Annotated in this window: 16 protein-coding genes and 1 pseudogene; 1 reads left to right on the top strand and 16 read right to left on the bottom strand. The window is 30.7% G+C overall.

Features of this window, described 5'->3' with window-relative positions; all coding sequences use genetic code 11:
• Positions 1–33 precede the first annotated feature (33 nt).
• From FBE87_RS02000 to lgt, 10 genes and pseudogenes are all read right to left on the bottom strand, one after another.
• A pseudogene (locus FBE87_RS02000) lies at positions 34–711 on the bottom strand (hypothetical protein).
• Positions 712–879: 168 nt separating this feature from the next.
• Entirely contained in the window at positions 880–2,601 is a 1,722-nt protein-coding gene (locus tag FBE87_RS01995) for a GMC family oxidoreductase (protein ID WP_002872556.1), read from the bottom strand.
• 1 nt (position 2,602) lies between these two features.
• Complete coding sequence (locus tag FBE87_RS01990; RefSeq protein WP_002855611.1) at positions 2,603–3,331, bottom strand: gluconate 2-dehydrogenase subunit 3 family protein; 729 nt, start codon at positions 3,329–3,331, stop codon at positions 2,603–2,605.
• Positions 3,332–3,466: 135 nt separating this feature from the next.
• The gene (locus FBE87_RS01985; RefSeq protein WP_002860264.1) at positions 3,467–4,171 is read right to left on the bottom strand and encodes a tetratricopeptide repeat protein; all 705 of its coding nucleotides are present in this window, start codon (positions 4,169–4,171) and stop codon (positions 3,467–3,469) included.
• Positions 4,171–6,000, bottom strand: a complete 1,830-nt coding sequence (locus FBE87_RS01980) for a dynamin family protein (RefSeq protein WP_100616604.1) — start codon at positions 5,998–6,000, stop codon at positions 4,171–4,173. Before FBE87_RS01980 ends, FBE87_RS01985 begins: the two co-directional genes overlap by 1 nt.
• Entirely contained in the window at positions 5,990–8,176 is a 2,187-nt protein-coding gene (locus tag FBE87_RS01975) for a dynamin family protein (RefSeq protein WP_100616603.1), read from the bottom strand. The genes FBE87_RS01980 and FBE87_RS01975 overlap by 11 nt, the downstream gene beginning before the upstream one ends.
• 27 nt (positions 8,177–8,203) lie before the next feature.
• On the bottom strand, positions 8,204–8,929 hold the full coding sequence (locus tag FBE87_RS01970; RefSeq protein WP_002854302.1) for a fumarate reductase iron-sulfur subunit: 726 nt from the start codon (positions 8,927–8,929) through the stop codon (positions 8,204–8,206).
• Entirely contained in the window at positions 8,922–10,913 is a 1,992-nt protein-coding gene (locus tag FBE87_RS01965) for a fumarate reductase flavoprotein subunit (protein WP_002854193.1), read from the bottom strand. The genes FBE87_RS01970 and FBE87_RS01965 overlap by 8 nt, the downstream gene beginning before the upstream one ends.
• The gene (locus tag FBE87_RS01960) at positions 10,897–11,679 is read right to left on the bottom strand and encodes a fumarate reductase cytochrome b subunit (RefSeq protein WP_002854660.1); all 783 of its coding nucleotides are present in this window, start codon (positions 11,677–11,679) and stop codon (positions 10,897–10,899) included. Before FBE87_RS01960 ends, FBE87_RS01965 begins: the two co-directional genes overlap by 17 nt.
• Before the next feature lie 68 nt (positions 11,680–11,747).
• The gene (gene lgt, locus FBE87_RS01955; protein ID WP_002854600.1) at positions 11,748–12,563 is read right to left on the bottom strand and encodes a prolipoprotein diacylglyceryl transferase; all 816 of its coding nucleotides are present in this window, start codon (positions 12,561–12,563) and stop codon (positions 11,748–11,750) included.
• Between the two features lie 89 nt (positions 12,564–12,652).
• Between lgt and FBE87_RS01950 the strand changes: the two genes are divergently transcribed.
• Positions 12,653–13,552 carry a membrane lipoprotein lipid attachment site-containing protein gene (locus FBE87_RS01950; protein ID WP_002886240.1) on the top strand — a complete coding sequence of 300 codons (900 nt, stop codon included), beginning with the start codon at positions 12,653–12,655 and terminating at the stop codon, positions 13,550–13,552.
• Positions 13,553–13,626: 74 nt separating this feature from the next.
• Here the strand turns inward: FBE87_RS01950 and FBE87_RS01945 are convergent, their stop codons facing one another.
• From FBE87_RS01945 to FBE87_RS01920, 6 genes are read right to left on the bottom strand one after another with little or no spacing between them, the layout of a single operon-like run.
• Positions 13,627–14,415, bottom strand: coding sequence for a shikimate dehydrogenase (locus FBE87_RS01945; protein WP_002858718.1), 789 nt, complete (start codon positions 14,413–14,415; stop codon positions 13,627–13,629).
• Positions 14,412–15,248: an SPOR domain-containing protein gene (locus FBE87_RS01940; RefSeq protein ID WP_032580908.1), complete on the bottom strand. Its 837-nt coding sequence runs from the start codon at positions 15,246–15,248 to the stop codon at positions 14,412–14,414. Before FBE87_RS01940 ends, FBE87_RS01945 begins: the two co-directional genes overlap by 4 nt.
• Before the next feature lie 13 nt (positions 15,249–15,261).
• A complete protein-coding gene (locus FBE87_RS01935; RefSeq protein WP_002859481.1) occupies positions 15,262–15,807 on the bottom strand; it encodes a DUF1882 domain-containing protein in 546 nt (181 codons plus the stop codon).
• Positions 15,804–17,048: a serine hydroxymethyltransferase gene (locus FBE87_RS01930; protein WP_002860267.1), complete on the bottom strand. Its 1,245-nt coding sequence runs from the start codon at positions 17,046–17,048 to the stop codon at positions 15,804–15,806. Before FBE87_RS01930 ends, FBE87_RS01935 begins: the two co-directional genes overlap by 4 nt.
• Positions 17,045–18,550 carry a lysine--tRNA ligase gene (gene lysS, locus FBE87_RS01925; protein WP_002858694.1) on the bottom strand — a complete coding sequence of 502 codons (1,506 nt, stop codon included), beginning with the start codon at positions 18,548–18,550 and terminating at the stop codon, positions 17,045–17,047. The genes FBE87_RS01930 and lysS overlap by 4 nt, the downstream gene beginning before the upstream one ends.
• Positions 18,551–19,024 carry a Fur family transcriptional regulator gene (locus tag FBE87_RS01920; RefSeq protein WP_002854230.1) on the bottom strand — a complete coding sequence of 158 codons (474 nt, stop codon included), beginning with the start codon at positions 19,022–19,024 and terminating at the stop codon, positions 18,551–18,553.
• Between the last annotated feature and the right edge of the window lies 1 nt (position 19,025).

The raw sequence follows: 19,025 nt of genomic DNA, 5'->3' as shown, positions 1-19,025 counted from the left end.
TTTTATCCTTTTTATAATTAAATTTTTGCATTTTCAAGCCTTTATATCTATACTTTTTGGTGTAGAATTTAAAGAAAGGATTTTATTAAATTCTCCTGCATCATCATCACTAAATTTCATACCAAAAAGAAGTTCTAATTCTTTACTAGTGCTAAATTTACCTTCTAACAGTTTTTTTACAAGTTCGTTTCTTGTGCTATCATCTTTGTAAGTTTCTTTGTTTTTACTTTCTGCTTGTATAGGTTTAAAAGCTTCTTCTTTGTTTTCTTCTGAATTTTTTTGCGATGAATTAATATTTCTAAAATCGACTAAATATTTTTGTTGAAGCTCAAGATATTTTGTTTTAAATTCGTCTATATTTTTACTTGTATGAAAAACTTTAATATAAGCTTCATCATAACTCACCCCATCAACTTCCATCCAATGGGGTGATTTTGTATTTTCATCTATCCATTTAAATAAGCTTTTAACCTCAGATTCTGAAAATTCATTTTTCCTAAGTTTATCTTCTATTGATCCTTCAACCAATTCTACTTTATCGCTTAGTTTCACATAATCCTTGTACATATTTATAAAACTATTACCAAGTTTTTCTCTTGCTTCTTTTGTAAGCTCAGGATTTCCATTTTCAATACTTTCATCTCTAATTTTAGTAAGTGTCTATAGAGGATTATTTCCAAAATATCTATTAAAAGAACTTAAAGTAATCATCTTGTATACCACCCTCCAAGAGCAAACTCCATTTGCCTTTTTGTATAATTGTAGTTTAAATAAGAATTTATATCATTAATCATTTTTGCCTTCCTTGATATTATACTATATCGGCAGAAAATTAAAAATTTATAATCTTGAGAGTTTTCAAAAACTCTCAAGTTATTATCAAGCTAAGCTTTTTCCACTTTTATGATATTTTAAAATACCTTCAGCACAGCGATAAGCCAAAGCTCCCACAGTATCAGTTGGATTATATCCACTATTGTGTTGGAAATTTCCTGCTCCTACAACAAAAAGATTATCCGCATCCCAGTGTTGTAAATAAGTATTAACCACACTAGTTTCTCTATCTGCACCCATTGTTGTTCCACCTGTGTTATGAGTAGATTGATAAGGCACAACGCTATAATCCTTAAGATAAGCACCTTTTTTGATTGATTTTACTCCTTGCATTCTTTTTGCTACCTCAGCTGTTTTATCTGTGATAAATTTATGCAAAGCTCTATCTTGATCGGTGAAATTATAAGTTAAGCGTAAAAGTGGCATACCAAAAGCATCTTTATAAGTTGGATCAAGACTTAAATAATTATTCTTATGAGGCAAAGAAGCACCTTGTCCTGCTACGGTAATAGCTCTTGTGAAATTATAGTTTAATGCTTTTTTAAATTCAGCACCCCAAGTTGGAGCTCCTGCTGGAAGTGGGGCTGATTGTATAGGGCGAGTTCCAAGCTGAACGCTATAAATCATAGCTCCATGAAGGAATTTTTCCTTAGAATGATCAAAATTATCTCCGTTAAAATCATCACTCGTAGTTCCTAAAGCACCTGAACCCATGAAGGTGTTAAATTGCTCATCAAAGAAAGCTGTTGTACCCATGTTCATTTGATAACAATAATTTCTACCTAAAGTTCCTTTACCTGTTTTTGGATCGTATTGCTCACCTATGTTGCTTACCATTAAAAGCTTAGCATTGTTAAACATATAACTTGTAAGCACAACTATATCAGCAGGTTGAATATACTCTTTCATCGTTCTAGTATCGACAAATTTTACCCCCGTTACTTTTCCGTCTTTTTTAAGAATTTGCGTTACATTGCTATAAGTGCGTATAGTGTATTTACCTGTGCTCATAGCCTTTGGAATTACTGTGTTTAAAGGACTTGCTTTTGCGCCATACTCACAACCAAAACGCTCACAATACGCACAGTATTGACAAGGAGCTAAATCTTGACCATCAGGGTTTGTATAGCCACCTTTAGAATTTGAAGCTGGCAAACGATAAGTGTGTAAATTTGAACTTTTTGCTGCACTTTCAAATCGTTTAAGCATTTTAGTATTTTCAAGAGGTTCTTGTGGATAAGGACTGGATCTAAAAGCTCCCATTTTTTCCGCTAAAGGATTTGGCTCACCTGATACCCCACAGGTTTTTTCAAATCTATCATAATAAGGCTCCATATCCTTATAAGTCACACCCCAATCTTGCAAGGTATAATCATTACCTAATTTATTACCATATCTTTGTTTGCTTAGGGTTTGAATTTCAAAATCATAAGGCATAAACCTAAAAGTCCAACCATTCCAATGCACCCCTGCACCGCCAACATTATTACCCAATAAAAACGAACCCATTTTACGATAAGGCAAGGCTAAACCACTAGGATCATGGCGAAAAGTCACAGTGTCTTTCGAGCAATCTTGCATCAAACCATAATTAATCCCGTATCTCCACTCATCATGGATAAAATTAAAATTTTCAGTACTTTGCATATGTCCGCGTTCTAAACTAAGTACATTCAAACCTGCTTTAGTAAGCTCTGCAGCCACTATACCTCCAGTCCATCCTGCCCCAACTGTTACCACATCTACTTTTTTTAATACTTCAGCCATTTTAACTCTCCATATCTGCTAAACTCATAGGTTCAATGTTAAAAAATTCATCACTTGCAATTTTATCCACATAGCTCATTTGTGCGCCTGGATATTGCATCATTCTCCAACCATTTTTATTATCATTTCCGCCATAAATTGGATCAGCTAAAACTCCAGCTACTGTCATATCTCTTAAAAGAGTGAAAAAATAAGAAGATTTAAAACCCGTAGTTTGAATTTTTCCTTTTTCAAAATCGCTTAGAATTTTATCCTGATCTCCACCTTTAAGCAGAGAAAAAGATTTTTTATAACGCTTTTGAGCATTTTCTTCAAGAGCATGCACACCTTCTAAAAAAATATCTTTGCGTTGCATAGGAGTTTGATAGCCTTGTTCAGCTTTACCCTCAATGAAAGGTCCTTGCATATATTCTCTATCATTATAACCATAAGCACTAGCTAGCTGATTATCGATAAAATAAGGTACGCCTAAACCTATAGCTCCTTCTCCTTGCTCATCTTTAGGATAAATTCTTTCACAGGCTGCACTTAAGGTATCAAATTCAGTTTGAGTTTGAAAAAACATTCTACCTCTAACTTTATTTGATTTTCCTTGTGAAGCTTGATGCGAATGCGTAAGTTCTGCTGCCTTTAAAACAGCACCGCCACCTATAGTACTAGCTGCTACTACAGAACCACCTAAAAGCCCTAGTTTAAAAAAGCTTCTGCGATCAATAATATTGTCTTGCATTACTTCTCCTTGATAATAATTTAAATAAGACTATATTAGCCCTATTAATATAAATTTAACTTTAAAAAGCGATAAATTTTGTGTTATTCTTAATTTTATTTAAGAATATCTTTGAAAGTAATGAAAATAGAACTTTTAATAAAGCTCTATATCTTTAGAATTAAGTTCTTTATAAGCTGCACAAGCTTCTTGATGTTTTTGATCACAAGCCATACCAAAATATCTTTTTGCCTTTGTTAAATCTTGTTTTTCTAGTTGATTATAGCGTCCTAACAAATAACAAGACTCACCAAAACCTAAAGTGCAAGATTTAGAATAAAAAGCAAGGGCAGATTTTACACTTGCTTTAACAAGCTCTCCTTTATCATATAAAGACCCTAATTGATAACAAGCTCTTGCATTTTTTAAATCACAAGATCTTTTATAAAAACTTGAGGCCATTTGTCCATCTTTTTCTTTTTCATAAAATAAAGCTATATTATTACAACTTAACGATTCTCCTAAAGTACAAGCTTTATTAAAAGCCAAAAGAGCTTCATTTTTATAACCTTGATTTTGCAAAAGCAAAGCCATATTAGAACACGCACTTGCTAAACCCAATTTACAAGCTTTATCATAAAATTTATAAGCTTGATTTAAATCCTTACTCATACCCTTAGCACTTTCGTACATAAAAGCTAAAGAAAAACAAGCTTTAGAAATATCTTTTTCACAAAGGCTTTTAAAAATTTCATAAGCTTTATCAAATTTATTTGCTTCATAAAGTTTTAAACCTTCTTCTAATTCACTTAATGCAAGTAATGAATTAAAAAATAAAAATAAAGCTAAAAATATTCTCATTAATCTTCCTTTATACTTTCTCTAACATTTAAAATCTGTACTCTTCTTTTTTGAAGTTCTGCTTTTTTAAGATCTAAAAATTTATTTTTTTCTTGGATTAAATTTTGACTTTGTTCTAAAAAATTTTTTGCAATTTTTGTCAAAATAGGCTTATTAATAAGCAAAGTTTCAAACTCATAAACATTTAATTCATTTAAAACTCTTTCATAAATTTCGCTTTTTTTAGGATAAAAAAGTACGAATTCAGAACTATCAAGCTCATAAAGAACACGGCTTTCATTGATTTTACGACTAAAAAATGCAAGGCTTAGTTTCGTAGCATTTTCATAATTTGTAAAAGCCTTAAGATTTAATTTTTCAAAAAATAAATCAAGCTCTAAAATACTTTTAAATAAAAGCTCCTTAAAATCTTTCAAAAAGTACTCATCACTTGCATTGCAAAAAGCTCTTAATTCACTAAAATTTTTATCACTTTGGAAAATGTGATCTTTTTGTATGTTTGAAAATTCTGCTTTAAAAAGCAAAATTTCTCTTTCAAGTATGTTTATAAAATCTTTTAATTTCATCTTGATTTCTTCAAAAGATTTATAAAGTTCATTTTTGATTTTTTTAAACTCTTTACTCATTACATCACTATTGTAAAACATCGCCAAAAAAGCATCGTCGCTTGAAATATAAGGCGCTTTATAATCATATCTTGTGTATAAATCTTTCTTTAAAAATCCTTTGCTTTCTTTGTAAAAATAAGCATCTTTTTCCTTAACACTTGCAAAAATTTCACTAGAAATTCTTTCGCTAATGCTTTTAAGCTGTTCTAAAATCTGATGATTTAAAATTTCAATCTCTTTTAAAAAATTTTCATACGCTAAAAGTAAATGCTTTTCATAACTTTGAAATTGATTTAATAAACGATCAAAAATACCTACAAAAAGTTGGTTTTCATCTTCTAAAATTTCGCATAAATTTAAAATTTTTCTTTTAACAAATTTTTCTTTTAAAGCTGTTGTATCTAGCTGAGTTAAAAAATCAAGCAAAGATTGAAAATTAGATTTTTCATAGCTTTGCTCATCTTTAGCTTCTTTGCAAGAAATAGCAATAAGCTCATTAAAATATTTTAAAAACACACTTTTTGCAAAATTTAAAACATTATCTAGCTCTTCTGCGCTTAATTTATCTTTTTGATTTAATACACAAATGCTATTTTCTCCTAAAAGTTCTAAATTTGCTTTTATGGCATCTTCTTCACTTTTTTTACCTGCATTATCAATTAAACTTAACCAAATCGCCCCATGAATATTTTTAAGCTCATCAAAAGTTGTTAAAGTATCATTTTCATTTGCATTTAAACCTGGAGTATCTACAAGAGTGATTTTTTCAAGTAAAGGAATGGGTGCAAAAATATGCAAACTTTTTGCTTGTTTTACTTCATTTCTTTGATCCGTATAAAAGGCTAATTTTTCTATATTTGTGATAATATCACTTCCATCTTCAAATTCTACTCTTAAAAAATATTCTTTTGCATAGCGTAAAAAAGTAGGTTTAAAAGTAACAGGAACAACACCCGTAGGCAAACAATCACGCCTTAAGATCAAATTTAGCAAACTTGATTTACCGCTTGAAAACTGCCCTATAATAGCGATATTAACATTCTTATCCAAAGAAAACACAAGCTCTTTTAATTCATTTTCTAAAGCATAACTTGCGTGCATAAAAGGCTCATTAAGTTCCTTGCAAAGCTCTTGAATACGCCCTTTAAAACTATCATCAAAACTCACACTATAAGTATTTTCATAGGCTTTTATAAAATCATTTAAAAGATTAATCTGCATTTAAAAGCCCCATTTCAAGTTGTTTTAATTTTTCAATTTTTTCTAAATTTTCTTCAAAAGAATTTAAAATATTAATATCTTGATTTTTCAGACTCTGTAAAACTTTTTCAAGACTTTCTAATTTTGATTTTTGATTTTTTTCATAATGTTTTAATTTATCATTTAAAAACTCAAAAAATGCTCCATTGATATTTAAAGAATTTAAAATTTCGCTCATTTTAAATTCTTTAAAAGTATCAAAAATAACCATATCTAAATTCGTTTCAAGCTCATATAAATCTGATTTTAAATTGCTTAATTTTTCAATTTTCAATCTTAAAAGTGCAAATTTTTCACTTTGAAAAATACTATCTATATTTTTTGAAATTCCATCTTTAAAACCTTCAAAACCATTATCAAAATCATCTTTTAAAAAATCATATTTTAAAGACAAATTTGTTTTAAGCTCCTCGATTTTTTTAATATTTTCAAATTTAATTTCTCTTAAAATATCATTAATCCCATCTTTTGTAGTAATATCAACTATATTTAAAATACGAGAAAGATTAAGCTTTTGTGCATTATTTTTTAAATATTTAAACTCATCTATCAAGCGTTCTTTTAATTTTTTAGCCAAAAGTAAAACAAGATTATCTATACCATTATCTATATTTTTAAGTTTTACAATGGAATTTGAAATTTCATCTTGTGCTTCTTTTAATAAGATATTTTGCTTTTGAAGTTCAAGTAAAAGCTTTTGATTTTCTTCACTTACACCTTGTTTATTCTCCTTAATAAGACGATTTTGCATTTCATATTTGCTTAGAATATTTTTAAGTTCCAAATGTAATTCTTTTTTGTAAGCTCTTAAGGCAATCTTGCTTTTTTCTCCTGCATAAAGCTCGTTAAAAAGATAGTTTTCAAATTCTTGCATACCACTTTTTTGCAAACTTTCCTTAGGTGCTAAACCCTTATAAAAATCACTTGCCATTTTAGCACTCACACATAAAAAATCAATCTTTTCCACCAAATTTTCATCTAAATCCACAAGTCTTGATTTTAAGCTTTCTTTGGTATAAACAATGACTTCTTCTAAATCCTTTTTGCTTAACAAATCCGCTTTAGTTAAAACAATTAAAAACTTACTCAGCCTTGAATTTAAAAGACAATGCACCAAAAAGTCTGCATCTTTTTGAGTTAAGCTTTGAGAAGCATTCATTAAATGAATTAAAAAATCACTTTCTCTAAGATACTCATTTGTAACAATTTCTCTTTGGACTACAACATCATCAAGCCCTGGAGTATCAACTATGGAAATATTATTTTTTAAAAAATCTAAATGACTTTTAATTTCTATTTTTTTAATTAAAGCTGAAATTTTATTTTTAGCTGAACTGAAATTTTTAAGTTCACAAAGTGCGATATTTTGTATTAAAGGTTTATCCTTGATAAAATCCTCTATATTTACACTCTTATCCAGCTTATCAATAAATTCTTTTAAATCTGCATTAAAGTGCGAACTTTCAAGTATATTTTGCCATTCTTTTTTATCCCAAAAATATATCTTTGCTTCTTCACTCTTACCATAGCTTAATACTGTTAAATTAGCTGTTTCAGGTATGTTTGAAACCCCTAAAAAATCTTCTTTTAAAAGAGCATTTAAAAGGCTTGATTTTCCTGCATTCATCACGCCAGTGATGGCTATATTAAACTCTAAATTTTGAAATTTTTCCAAAGTTTTTTGAAGTCTTGATTTTAAATTTTCATCAAAACTTAGCTTTTGAAGCTCTAAATTAATGGTGTTTAATTCTTTAAAATCATTTTGAAATAAAGCTTTTTGATCTATACTTTGAACTTTTTCTTGTGAAATAAAATCAAATATTTCAGTATTTTTTGAAATTTTTTCTAAAATTTTTAGAGCCTTAAGCAAATCTTGCTTTGAAATAAAACCTGATTTAAAAAAATTTAAAATACAAATTTGAGCATTTTGTATACTAAAAATATCCACTCTTAAATCAATTTTTTTGCAAAGCTCTTGAAATTCTTTTAAGAGAAAATATCTTTCATAATTGTCTTTATTGACACTTAAAATAATCGCACACTCGGCCGTATCAAGTTTGCTTTTATCTTGAAATTTAGCATCAAAATTTAAAAATTGAAGTTCATTTTGCCAAATTTTTTGGAATAATTCTTTCATAATCTTCCCCTTAAAAAGGGGAAAGATTTATTTGTTTCTTTGAGCGACAAGTTGTCTTCTCATATAAGCGATTTTACTTTGCAAAGGTAATTCTTTAGGGCAATTATCTTCACAAGCAAGCAATGACATACAACCAAAAACACCATCATCATCGCCTACTAATTCATAAAAATCTTCCACACTTCTATGGTCATGCGGATCTTGTAAATATCTAGCTGTTCTTAAAAGTCCTGTAGCAGCTATGAAATTTGGGCGCATAAGTTTAGTTGCACAAGAAGCTACACAAATTCCACACTCTATACAACGATCAAGTTCAAAAGTTTCATCCGCAACTTCTGGCTCAATGCGTTCTTCAAGTTTAGAAATATCAGTTTCTTTTTCATTATGCACCCAGCTTTCAACACGCTTACACATGTCTTCAAACCACTCGCCTGTATTCACGCTTAAATCTTTAATATGCCTAAATGCAGGCATAGGCATAAGCTCTATCACTCCATCAGGATAATCTTTAGTTAAAGTTTTACAAGCAAGTTTTGGCACTCCATTAATCATCATTGCACAAGATCCGCAAATCCCTGCACGACAAACAAAGTCAAAACTCAGATCCGCATCCATTTTTTCACGGATCAAAGTCAAACATACAAAAACCGTCATAAAAGGAGTTTCTTCAAGCTCATAAGTTACAAAATGTGGTTTAGAAATTTTGCTTAAAGGATTATATTTAAATGCCTTTATTGTCAATTTTCTACTCATAATCAACTCCTATTCTTTGGTTTGGTGCTTTATATTTAGCTTGTAATTCATAAGGCATTAAAGCGTTTTGAATTTCATAACGACCTTTGCCTTCAGCTTCCATTTTTTCACGTATTGCATCCACTTCAGCTTGGCGTTTTTCACTTAAAGGATTTTCTATAATATTTCCTTTAGCTCCATATCCACGGAATGCTGGTGGAATTTCCATTTTCATAATATCAAGCTCTTCATATTCTATGCGTGGTAATGTTTCGCCTTCTACCCAAAAAGTATTGGTTCTTTTCATCCAATTTAAATCATCTCTTTTTGGATAATCTTCCCTATAATGCGCCCCACGACTTTCTGTTCTTAAAAGCGCTCCATAAGCTACACAAAGTGCTATTTTTAACATTCTTGGTACTCTATACGCTTCTTCAAGCTCTGGATTTGCACAATCAAGTTCTTTACAATGTACTTTAACATCTTGAGAATCTTTATAAAGTTTTTCAAGTTCATCTACTGCTTCTTTCAAACCTTCACCTGTTCTAAAGATGGCTACCTTATCCCACATAATTTCTTTCATTCTATTTTTAATTTCAAAAACATTATGTTTACCCTCTTTATCTACTAAAGATTTTAAATATTGATACTCTTTAGTTAAGAAGTCTTTTACTACATTTGTGTCAATTACTTCACCATTATTTTTACAATAATCTGCAAAATAATCTCCCACTATCATACCTGCTACAACAGTTTCAGCACATGAATTTCCACCTAAACGATTAAATCCGTGCATATCCCAGCAAGCTGCTTCTCCACAAGCAAAAAGTCCGTTTAACCATTGACTTTCACCCGTTGGTTTAGTTCTAATTCCACCCATAGAATAATGCTGCATTGGAAGAACTGGAGCCCAACCTTTTGGACCTTCATCTGCTGGATCAATACCATTAAAAGTTTTACAAATATCTTGCACATCGCGAAGATTTTTTTCCACATGCGCACGACCTAGTATAGAAATATCAAGCCATAAATGATCTCCATAAGGACTTTTTACACCTTTACCTTTACGAATATGCTCCATCATTCTACGACTTACCACATCACGGCTTGCAAGTTCTTTTTTCTCTGGCTCATAATCAGGCATAAAACGATATCCATCCACGTCACGTAAAATTCCGCCATCGCCACGACAACCCTCAGTAAGCAAAATACCGCTTGGCACAATAGGAGTTGGGTGAAATTGCACTGCTTCCATATTAGAAAGTCTACAAAGTCCCGTTTCAAGAGCGATAGCCGCACCTGTTCCTTCGCAAATTACCGCATTTGTAGTTTGTTTATAAATTCTACCATAGCCCCCTGTTGCTATCATAGTTCCTCTTGCGATATAAGCAATGAGTTGTCCATTGGTTAAATCTCTAGCAATCACACCTAAGCATTTTTTACCATCATGGATAATTCTTACTGCTTCCATTCTATCAATAATTTTTACTTGATGTTTAATAGCTTCATTTGCTACACCATAAAGCATACAATGCCCTGTTGCATCTGCGATATAGCAAGTTCTCCATTTTTTAGTTCCACCAAAATCTCTAGCATTAATAAGCCCGTGCGCTTCTTCTTTTTCTTCAATCACAGTTTTTTGTGCATTGATTACAACAGTTCTTGGACCTTTAGTAACTCTAGTCCAAGGCACACCCCAAGCCGCAAGCTCACGCACTGCTTTTGGCGCAGTTTGAGCAAACATTCTTGCTACTTCTTGATCACAGCCCCAATCACTTCCTTTTACTGTATCTGCGAAGTGAAGATCTTCATTATCACCCTCACCTTTTGCCCCATTTGCTAAACTTGCCTGCATACCTCCTTGCACCGCTGCAGAGTGAGAACGCTTCACTGGACAAATACTTAAAAGTGTTACACTTTGGCCACTCTTTGCTACTTCAATAGCCGCTCTAAGACCTGCTAATCCTCCGCCTATTACTAAAGCATCACTATATTGTATATTCATAATTTGCTCCATTGTAGTTTTTTATCATCGCAGTAGTTTGAGTTTGATTTTGGTAGTTTTCATAACCTATTTTTATAAATGCTGCAAGACTTAACACACCTAAAACTAGGAAGAAAATACTGATTATCCATTTAGCAGTTTTAAGCTTTTTGCGACTTTCTTTTACATTTTTTCCTTCAAACCAACCCCATTTAACACAAAGTCTATAAAGCCCTATACTTCCATGAAGTTCAACACAGACTAAAAGAACAGCATAAAAAAGCCACATAAAATGGCTTACAACCCTATCTCCTGACATATCGCCGCTGATTTTATCTGCATTGGTTACAATAAAAATAAGATGAGCAGAACCTAAGAAAAACATAATAAAACCTGTAAAAGCTTGAACCCACCATAACGAAGTATCGCTGTGATTCATTTTTTTACTGTGTGTTCTTAGTATTTGATACTGACGGTAATTAATAGGAAATTTTCTCATTGCAAGTAAAGCATGAACGAAAAAAACCACTAAAACACAGGCGGCTAAAAATGAAGTAAGATAACTCATAACAGGATTATCGTAAACAAATTTTAATTCTAAAAAATGTACCACAGAATTAAAAAAATCCTCACTGACTAAAATTGTAGAAACAAAAAGCATATGCACCCACATAAAAAGACCTAAAAAAAGCCCTGAGGCGCTTTGGATAAAGTCTAATTTCGCAGGCATTTTACTTTTTTTGCCCTCAATGCTCTTACCCAAATAACCTTCGATAAGCTCACGCATCTTTACTCCTTTGTAAAAAGAAATTAAAAAAATCCATTTCATTATATTACAAAAGTCTTTAAGATAGATTAAATATTTACTTTTTTAAACTTTATACAAATATAAACTAACAAAGCTGTTATAAACATTATAAAACTTAAAATTTGCCCCATACTCATACCCCATAAAACAAAACCTATACCAAAATCAGGCTCGCGATAAAATTCACATATAAATCTTGCCAATGAATAAGCACCAGCATACACAAGAATCAATTCCCCTTGAAAACTTTGCTTAAATCTTGCTAAATAAACTATAATAAAAACAACAATACCTTCTAAAAATGCTTCATAAAGTTGCGATGGATGGCGCAATACTCCATCAACATAAATTCCCCAAGGCACATTTGTAATGCGACCAAAAAGCTCTTGATTTAAAAAATTTCCTATACGACCAAAAACATAAGCCAATGGAACACTTAAAGCAACCAAATCAAGAAAAATCCAAGGATTTGTTTTATATTTTTTACAAAACAATAAAGTAGCTATCAAAAATCCTATAATTGCTCCATGATAACTCATACCTCGAATACCTACAAATTCACCATTAATATAAGGATTAAAAATTTGCCAAGGATGAGTAATATAATACATAGTATTTGCATCATAAATCAAAATATATCCAAGCCTTGCACCTAAAATAACCCCTATTTCAACCCATATAAAATAACTATCCAAATGTTTTTCATTAATGTCTAGTTGAAATTTTCTTACAAAAAATTTAGCCAAAAGCAAAGCCAAAAGCAAAGCTATAACATACATAATGCCATACCAATGCACCTTTAAACCAAAGATGCTAAAAGCTATAACATTAAAATTTGAATAAATATGCTGCCAAAATTCCATATATCTTTCCTAATTTTCTTTTATAAAAATATAACAAAAAAACTTTAACTTGCTATAATTAACACAAACACATTAAATAAAGGTAAAAAATGAAAAAATATATTTTACTTGCTAGTAGTATGTTAATTTTAGCAGCTTGTGGGAGTACAAGCAGTAATTTTGTCAATGTTTCTATGCCAAATTTTAAACCCCAAGTTCCAACAAAGGTTGAACCTATTGATTCTGGAGTAAGCATTGCTCTTGAGCCTATTAATATAGAACAAAATAACAATTATTCTGATTATTTTGAAAATTCAGTGCTTAAAATTCGCATAGAAAAAGAAATTGATCTTTTAAAACAAAATTTAGAAGAGCAGATCAAAACCATCGCTCAACTAAAAGGCTATAAAATAGTTACTACTAATCCAGACTACACTCTTAAAAGTTCAATCAGTATTTATACGGAAGAAAAAAATGCACAAAAAACAAGCAATTTTATGAGTGGAGATTATGTAAAATCCAATTTAGGTATAAATTTTAAAGGTAAAATAGATTTTATAGATGCACACAATCCACAAAATTCAACCAATCTTTCAAGTAGCACTAAACTAGATTCTTTAGTTGCGCTTAACTATCCTATTAAAAATGATGATGGGGTTAATATGTTTAAAACTACTATCTCTACCGTACCAACTCAACTCAATAAAGGTTTAGAGCAACCTGCTTTTGAAATTGATAAAAGTTTTTTAGCTTTTTATAAAAATACATTAAATACACTTTATAACAATCTACCAAAAGCAACAGACATAGGCAAAACTATACCTAATACAAACAGTGGTTTTAATAGTTTTGATGGCGATGCTACCTTTGAAGAAAGCTTACCTCAAACAAATTCTAATCAAAATAATACAATTGAAAACACGCCTACACAAAATATTCCTACAAATCCATCTTCAACAAATCAAAATAATCAAAGTAAAAATCAAGATGGGGTAGAAATATTTGAATGATAAAACTTGTGGGAAAATTAAACTTTCTCACACAAAAAATAAGATTTTCTTATACAAGAAAAATAACTATCATTCTACTTTAAAATCAATGCCTGTTGCATTGCATTTTTTATCATCTCTCTTTTATCTTGTATTTCAAAAAAAAGTTCAAAAGCAAAAACTCCTTGCCATAAAAGCATATCAAGTCCATCTTTAATTTTTAAATGATACTCTTTACACAATCTATAAAAAGGTGTTTCTCTGCCATAAATTACCTCAAAAGCAAATTTAGCTTTAGGTAAAATTCTATCTAAAAGCTCTCTATCACAAGGTAAATTTTCATCTTTTAATCCAGCAGAAGTTGAATTTATAACCAAATCAAAGTCAAAATCTTGCAAGTTTTTATAAAGATAAGTTGGATAAGCTAAAAAATCTTTAAATCTTTCTTTACTACGATTAGCTATATACACTTCTACGCCTTTTTGTTTTAATGCATAAGCAAGCGCCAAAGCTGTACCTCCAGCACCCAAAATCAAAGCTTTTTTTATATTATCAAAATCCTTAATAGCTTCTAAAAAACCTAAAGCATCAGTATTATAAGCGTAAATTTTATCTTCTTTTAAGCATAAAGTATTTGCAGAGCCAATATTTCTAGCAAAATCATCCTTCACATCAGCAATATCTAAAGCTTTTTCCTTAAAAGGCAAAGTAATATTAGCTCCACTAAGTCCTAATTTAAAAAAATCTTCTCTTAAACAGTTAGCATTTCTTAAATGATAGCGTGTATAAATGCTATCAAGCCCTAAGGCTTTAATAGCATTATTATGCATTCTAGGCGATTTAGAGTGAGAAATAGGATCGCCTATAACTGCTAAAAATTTCATTTTAAAGTAAAAGAAAAAGCATCTTTTGCAATATCCTTACGGATTTTAGCAAGTTCTGCTGCAATATCTGCCTTTTCAAATGGTCCTATTAAAACCTTGGTAATTTCTTTACCTCCAACTGTAGTTTTATAAAGTTTATAATCATAACCTTTTTGCTTTACAGAAGCAAGTTCTTTTGATTTTTGATCCAAATTACTTACTGAGAAAATTTGCACATAAATACCCGATGCTAAACCACTTGGATATACAGGTTTAGCATCAACATTTTTAAATAAATCATTTGCATTTTGTTCTTTTTTAGGGGTTTGTTTTGCACTTTCTTTTTCTTTTTTTACAGCTGTTTGTTTTTTTGCTTCTTCTTTAGGTTTTGCAGTTTGTGTTACTTCTTGTTTAGGAGTACTTGCTTGTGGAGTGGTATTTTCTGAAGTAGTTGCTGTTGGTTCTGCTGGAACTTCTTGATCAGGCATAGCAAAATTTGTAGTATCATTGTTATTTGAACTAGAGGTTGTTGTATTTTGAGTTGTATTTTGTTCATCTTGAAATTGTTTTCTTAATGCCTCAAATTGATCTTCTGCTGAAGTATTATCTGTAATTGGCATACTTTCAAAAGAAGTATCATTGTTATTGTCTTGAGTTGCTATAGGTTCACTTGGCAATACACTTTGATTTTGCGTATTTTCATCACCACTACCATTAATAAGCTTCATAACTATCATGATAGCTAAAAACAAAATAACTAAAGCAATAACTCGTAAAAGAATTTTTTTTACTTTTTCACTTTTATTACTTTTTTCTAAAATAATATCATCAAATTCATTTTTTTGATTTTCCATAATTTGTCCTTTCTTACATATGCTTAGACCAAGAACTTCCTCGTTCTTTTTGATAAACCTCATAAGGCAATATTAAAATATTAAATTCCCTAGGTACATCCATGCTAGGAAACACCTTCCATTCTACTGGCATTTTACTTGCAAACATCATTGAAAGTTTAGACGCTAAAGAATAACCTTCGTTTAACGCCGTGTGTCCTTTGTGAATATAAAGATGTAAATGTCCTGGAGTTTTAGTCTTATAGGCTGTGAAATTTATAAAACCTTCTTCTCTTAAAATAAGTTGTGCACGGTGATAAAATCTTTCAGCATTAAAACCATTATAATCAAAGACAATATTTTCTACTTTATTATCTTTTGTTATTAAATCATGAGCGACAACAATTTTTTTAGCAGCGTGTTCTCTCATGACATTTAAATTTAAAGGAGCATCAACTCTTTCAAATTTATCAAAAAATAAGCGACCTCTATGTGTAATTTTATTTACAATTTTATCGCGTCTTATATAATAATGATCGCCAATTATTTTAATTAGCGACATATCCATTGGTGAAATCAAAACATAGCCCTTTCATAAATAATAAAATTACTTGCAAGTTTTTTTAATTCTTGTTTAATATTCTCTTGTAATTTTTCATTATTAATATCATCTAAAATATCTGCAATATAATTTGACACAATTTCCATTTCTTTTTCTTTAAAACCTCTGGCAGTAAGGGCTGGAGTTCCAAGTCTTAATCCACTTGTGATAAAAGGACTTCTAATCTCTCCTGGAACAGTATTTTTATTTGCAGTAATACCTGCATTTCCAAGAGCTAAATCTGCATCTTTTCCACTAAATTCACGATCTAAAAAACTCATTAAAACAAGGTGATTATCCGTTCCATCGCTAACAAGTTTAAATTTTCTATCCATTAAAACATTAGCTAAAACTTGAGCATTAGTTCTTACTTGTTTTGCATAAACTTTCCACTCATCGCTAAGATTAAATTTAAATCCTACTGCTTTTGCAGCAATTACATGCATCAAAGGACCACCTTGAATACCTGGAAAAATGGCAGAATTAATTTTTTTAGCAAGCTCTTCATCATTTGTCATAATAATACCACCTCTTGGGCCACGCAAAGTTTTATGTGTAGTTGAGCTTACTACATGAGCGTATGGAAAAGGACTTGGATGCTCACCTGCCACAACAAGACCTGCAATATGTGCTATATCAGCAAAAAGATAGGCACCTATTTCATCAGCAATTTCTCTAAATTTAGCAAAATCAATCACTCTTGCATAAGCACTAGCTCCACAAACTATAAGTTTTGGTTTTTCTTTTTTAGCAATTTCTCTTACTTTTTCATAATCAATTCTTCCATCAAGTTCTACGCCGTAAAAACAGCTTTCATACATTTTGCCCGAAGAACTTACTTTTGCACCATGAGTTAAATGTCCACCATGACTTAAATCCATTCCTAAAATTTTATCACCTGGATTAATCAAAGCCGCATAAACACCTTGATTAGCTTGAGAACCTGAATTAGGCTGAACATTAGCAAATTTACAATTAAAAAGTTTTTTACATCTTTGAATGGCTAGAGTTTCAATCTCATCAACAAATTCACAACCACCATAATATCTTTTACCCGGATAACCTTCTGCGTATTTGTTTGTCAAGATACTTCCCATAACTTCCATTACTTCAGGTAAAGTGAAATTTTCACTCGCTATCATTTCAAGACCTTCACATTGACGCTCTAACTCTTTGTTTGTTAAATCAAAAATTTCTTTATCAAACATTTCTAAACTCATTCTTTCTCCTTTAGTTCTGATTTTAATGGACGCATTGCAGGAAACAATATCACATCACGAATGGATTTTTTATTTGTCAAAAGCATAACAAGTCTATCTATACCTATGCCCTGCCCTGCCGTTGGAGGCATTCCATAACCCAAAGCATTTACAAAATCTTCATCCATTTCACAAGCCTCTTCATCGCCTGCATTTTTAGCTTCAATTTGTTTTAAAAATCTCTCATATTGATCAAGAGGATCATTAAGCTCATTAAAACCATTTGCCAATTCTCTTCCGCAAATAAACAACTCAAATCTCTCAGCAATCTGAGAATCCTCATCGCTACGTCTTGATAAAGGACTTATGGAAATAGGAAAATCAATCACAAAAGTAGGATTGATCAATTTTTCTTCCACATAATTGTCAAAAAGTTCAGCTTGCAAATGTCCAAGTTCAAGCTTTTCATTCGCTTCAAAACCATCTGCTTTTAATTTAGTAAGAATTTTTTCCTTATCTTCGATTAAATCCCTATCTAAACCACCATACTTACAAAGTGCGTCTTTATAGGTTATTCTTTCAAAAGGTTTAGAAAAATTTATCATTTTTCCATCAAATTCTATTGTTTTTCCTAAATTAAGTTTATCCAAAAGTAAAGCAAAAAGTTCTTCGGTTAAATCCATTAAATCTTTATAATTATGATAGGCCCAATAAAATTCTATAGTTGTAAATTCGGGATTATGAGTTAAATCCATACCTTCGTTTCTAAAACAACGATTGATTTCAAAAACCGCCTCAAAACCACCTACTATAAGTCTTTTAAGATAAAGTTCTGGAGCAATTCTTAAAAATCTTTCTACGCCTAAAGAATTATGAAAAGTTACAAAAGGCTTAGCGTTTGCTCCACCTGCAATCGGATGCATCATAGGAGTTTCTACTTCTAAAAAGCCTTTATTTTCAAAAAAATGACGGATTAAACTCACCACTTTAGAACGCACTAAAAAATCTTTTCTAACTTCGACATTCATTATCATATCAACATAACGTTTACGATATCTTTGCTCAATATCTGTTAATCCATGATATTTTTCAGGTAAAGGAACAATAGCTTTTGTAGCGAGTTTTACTTCGCTTGCATGCAAACTAAATTCACCTGTTTTAGTTACAAAAGGAAAACCTTTAACCAAAACAATATCACCCACCTCTAAATTCTTTTTTAAAATCGTATAAAGCTCTTCGCCTACGCTATCTTTACTAAAATAAATTTGTAAATTTGTATCCTCATCTTCAATGTTTGCAAAAATTGATTTCCCAGCTATACGCAAAAGTTTCAAACGTCCTGCAACAACAGCATTGACACTTTCATCTCTTTTTTCAACTTGCTCTAAAATATAAGAAAATTTATCCTTAAAAGTCTTTAAAGACATTTCCTTTTCTAAAAAATGAGGATAAGGATTAATCCCTAAATTTTTTAACTCTTTAGCTTTTTCTATTCTTTGCTGCTCTAAAATATTATCAAACATTTATATTTTTACCTTTGCTTTTTGATTATTACAATCACCACAAACACCATAAAGCTGCATCAAATGCCCTGTAAGTTTAAAACCATGTTCTTTTGCAATCAAGGCTTGCTGTCTTTCTATAATAGGATTTTCAAATTCTATAATTTTTCCGCAATTTTTACATATCATATGATCATGGTGAGGTTTATTGGCAAGCTCGTATTTTTTACCTGCCGAACCAAAAGAAATGGAAGTTACCATTTCTGCTTCTTCAAGCAAATTTAAAGTACGATAAACAGTTGCAATTCCTACATTTAAATCAGGTTCAGCTTGTTTGATTTCCATATATAAACTTTCGGGTGTGTAATGAGTATCACTGTGATAAAGAGTTTTTAAAAGCACTTCTCTTTGCTTAGTATATTTAAGTCCGCCTTGTCTTAATATTTTTTTAAATCTCTCAAGTAAAACATCATATTCCACATTTTCTATCAGCATA

The organism is Campylobacter sp. CFSAN093246, assembly GCF_012889415.1.
GTDB classification, from domain to species: domain Bacteria; phylum Campylobacterota; class Campylobacteria; order Campylobacterales; family Campylobacteraceae; genus Campylobacter_D; species Campylobacter_D jejuni.
Note: the sequence above shows the minus strand (reverse complement) of the source record. Positions and strands in the feature narration are given on the sequence as shown.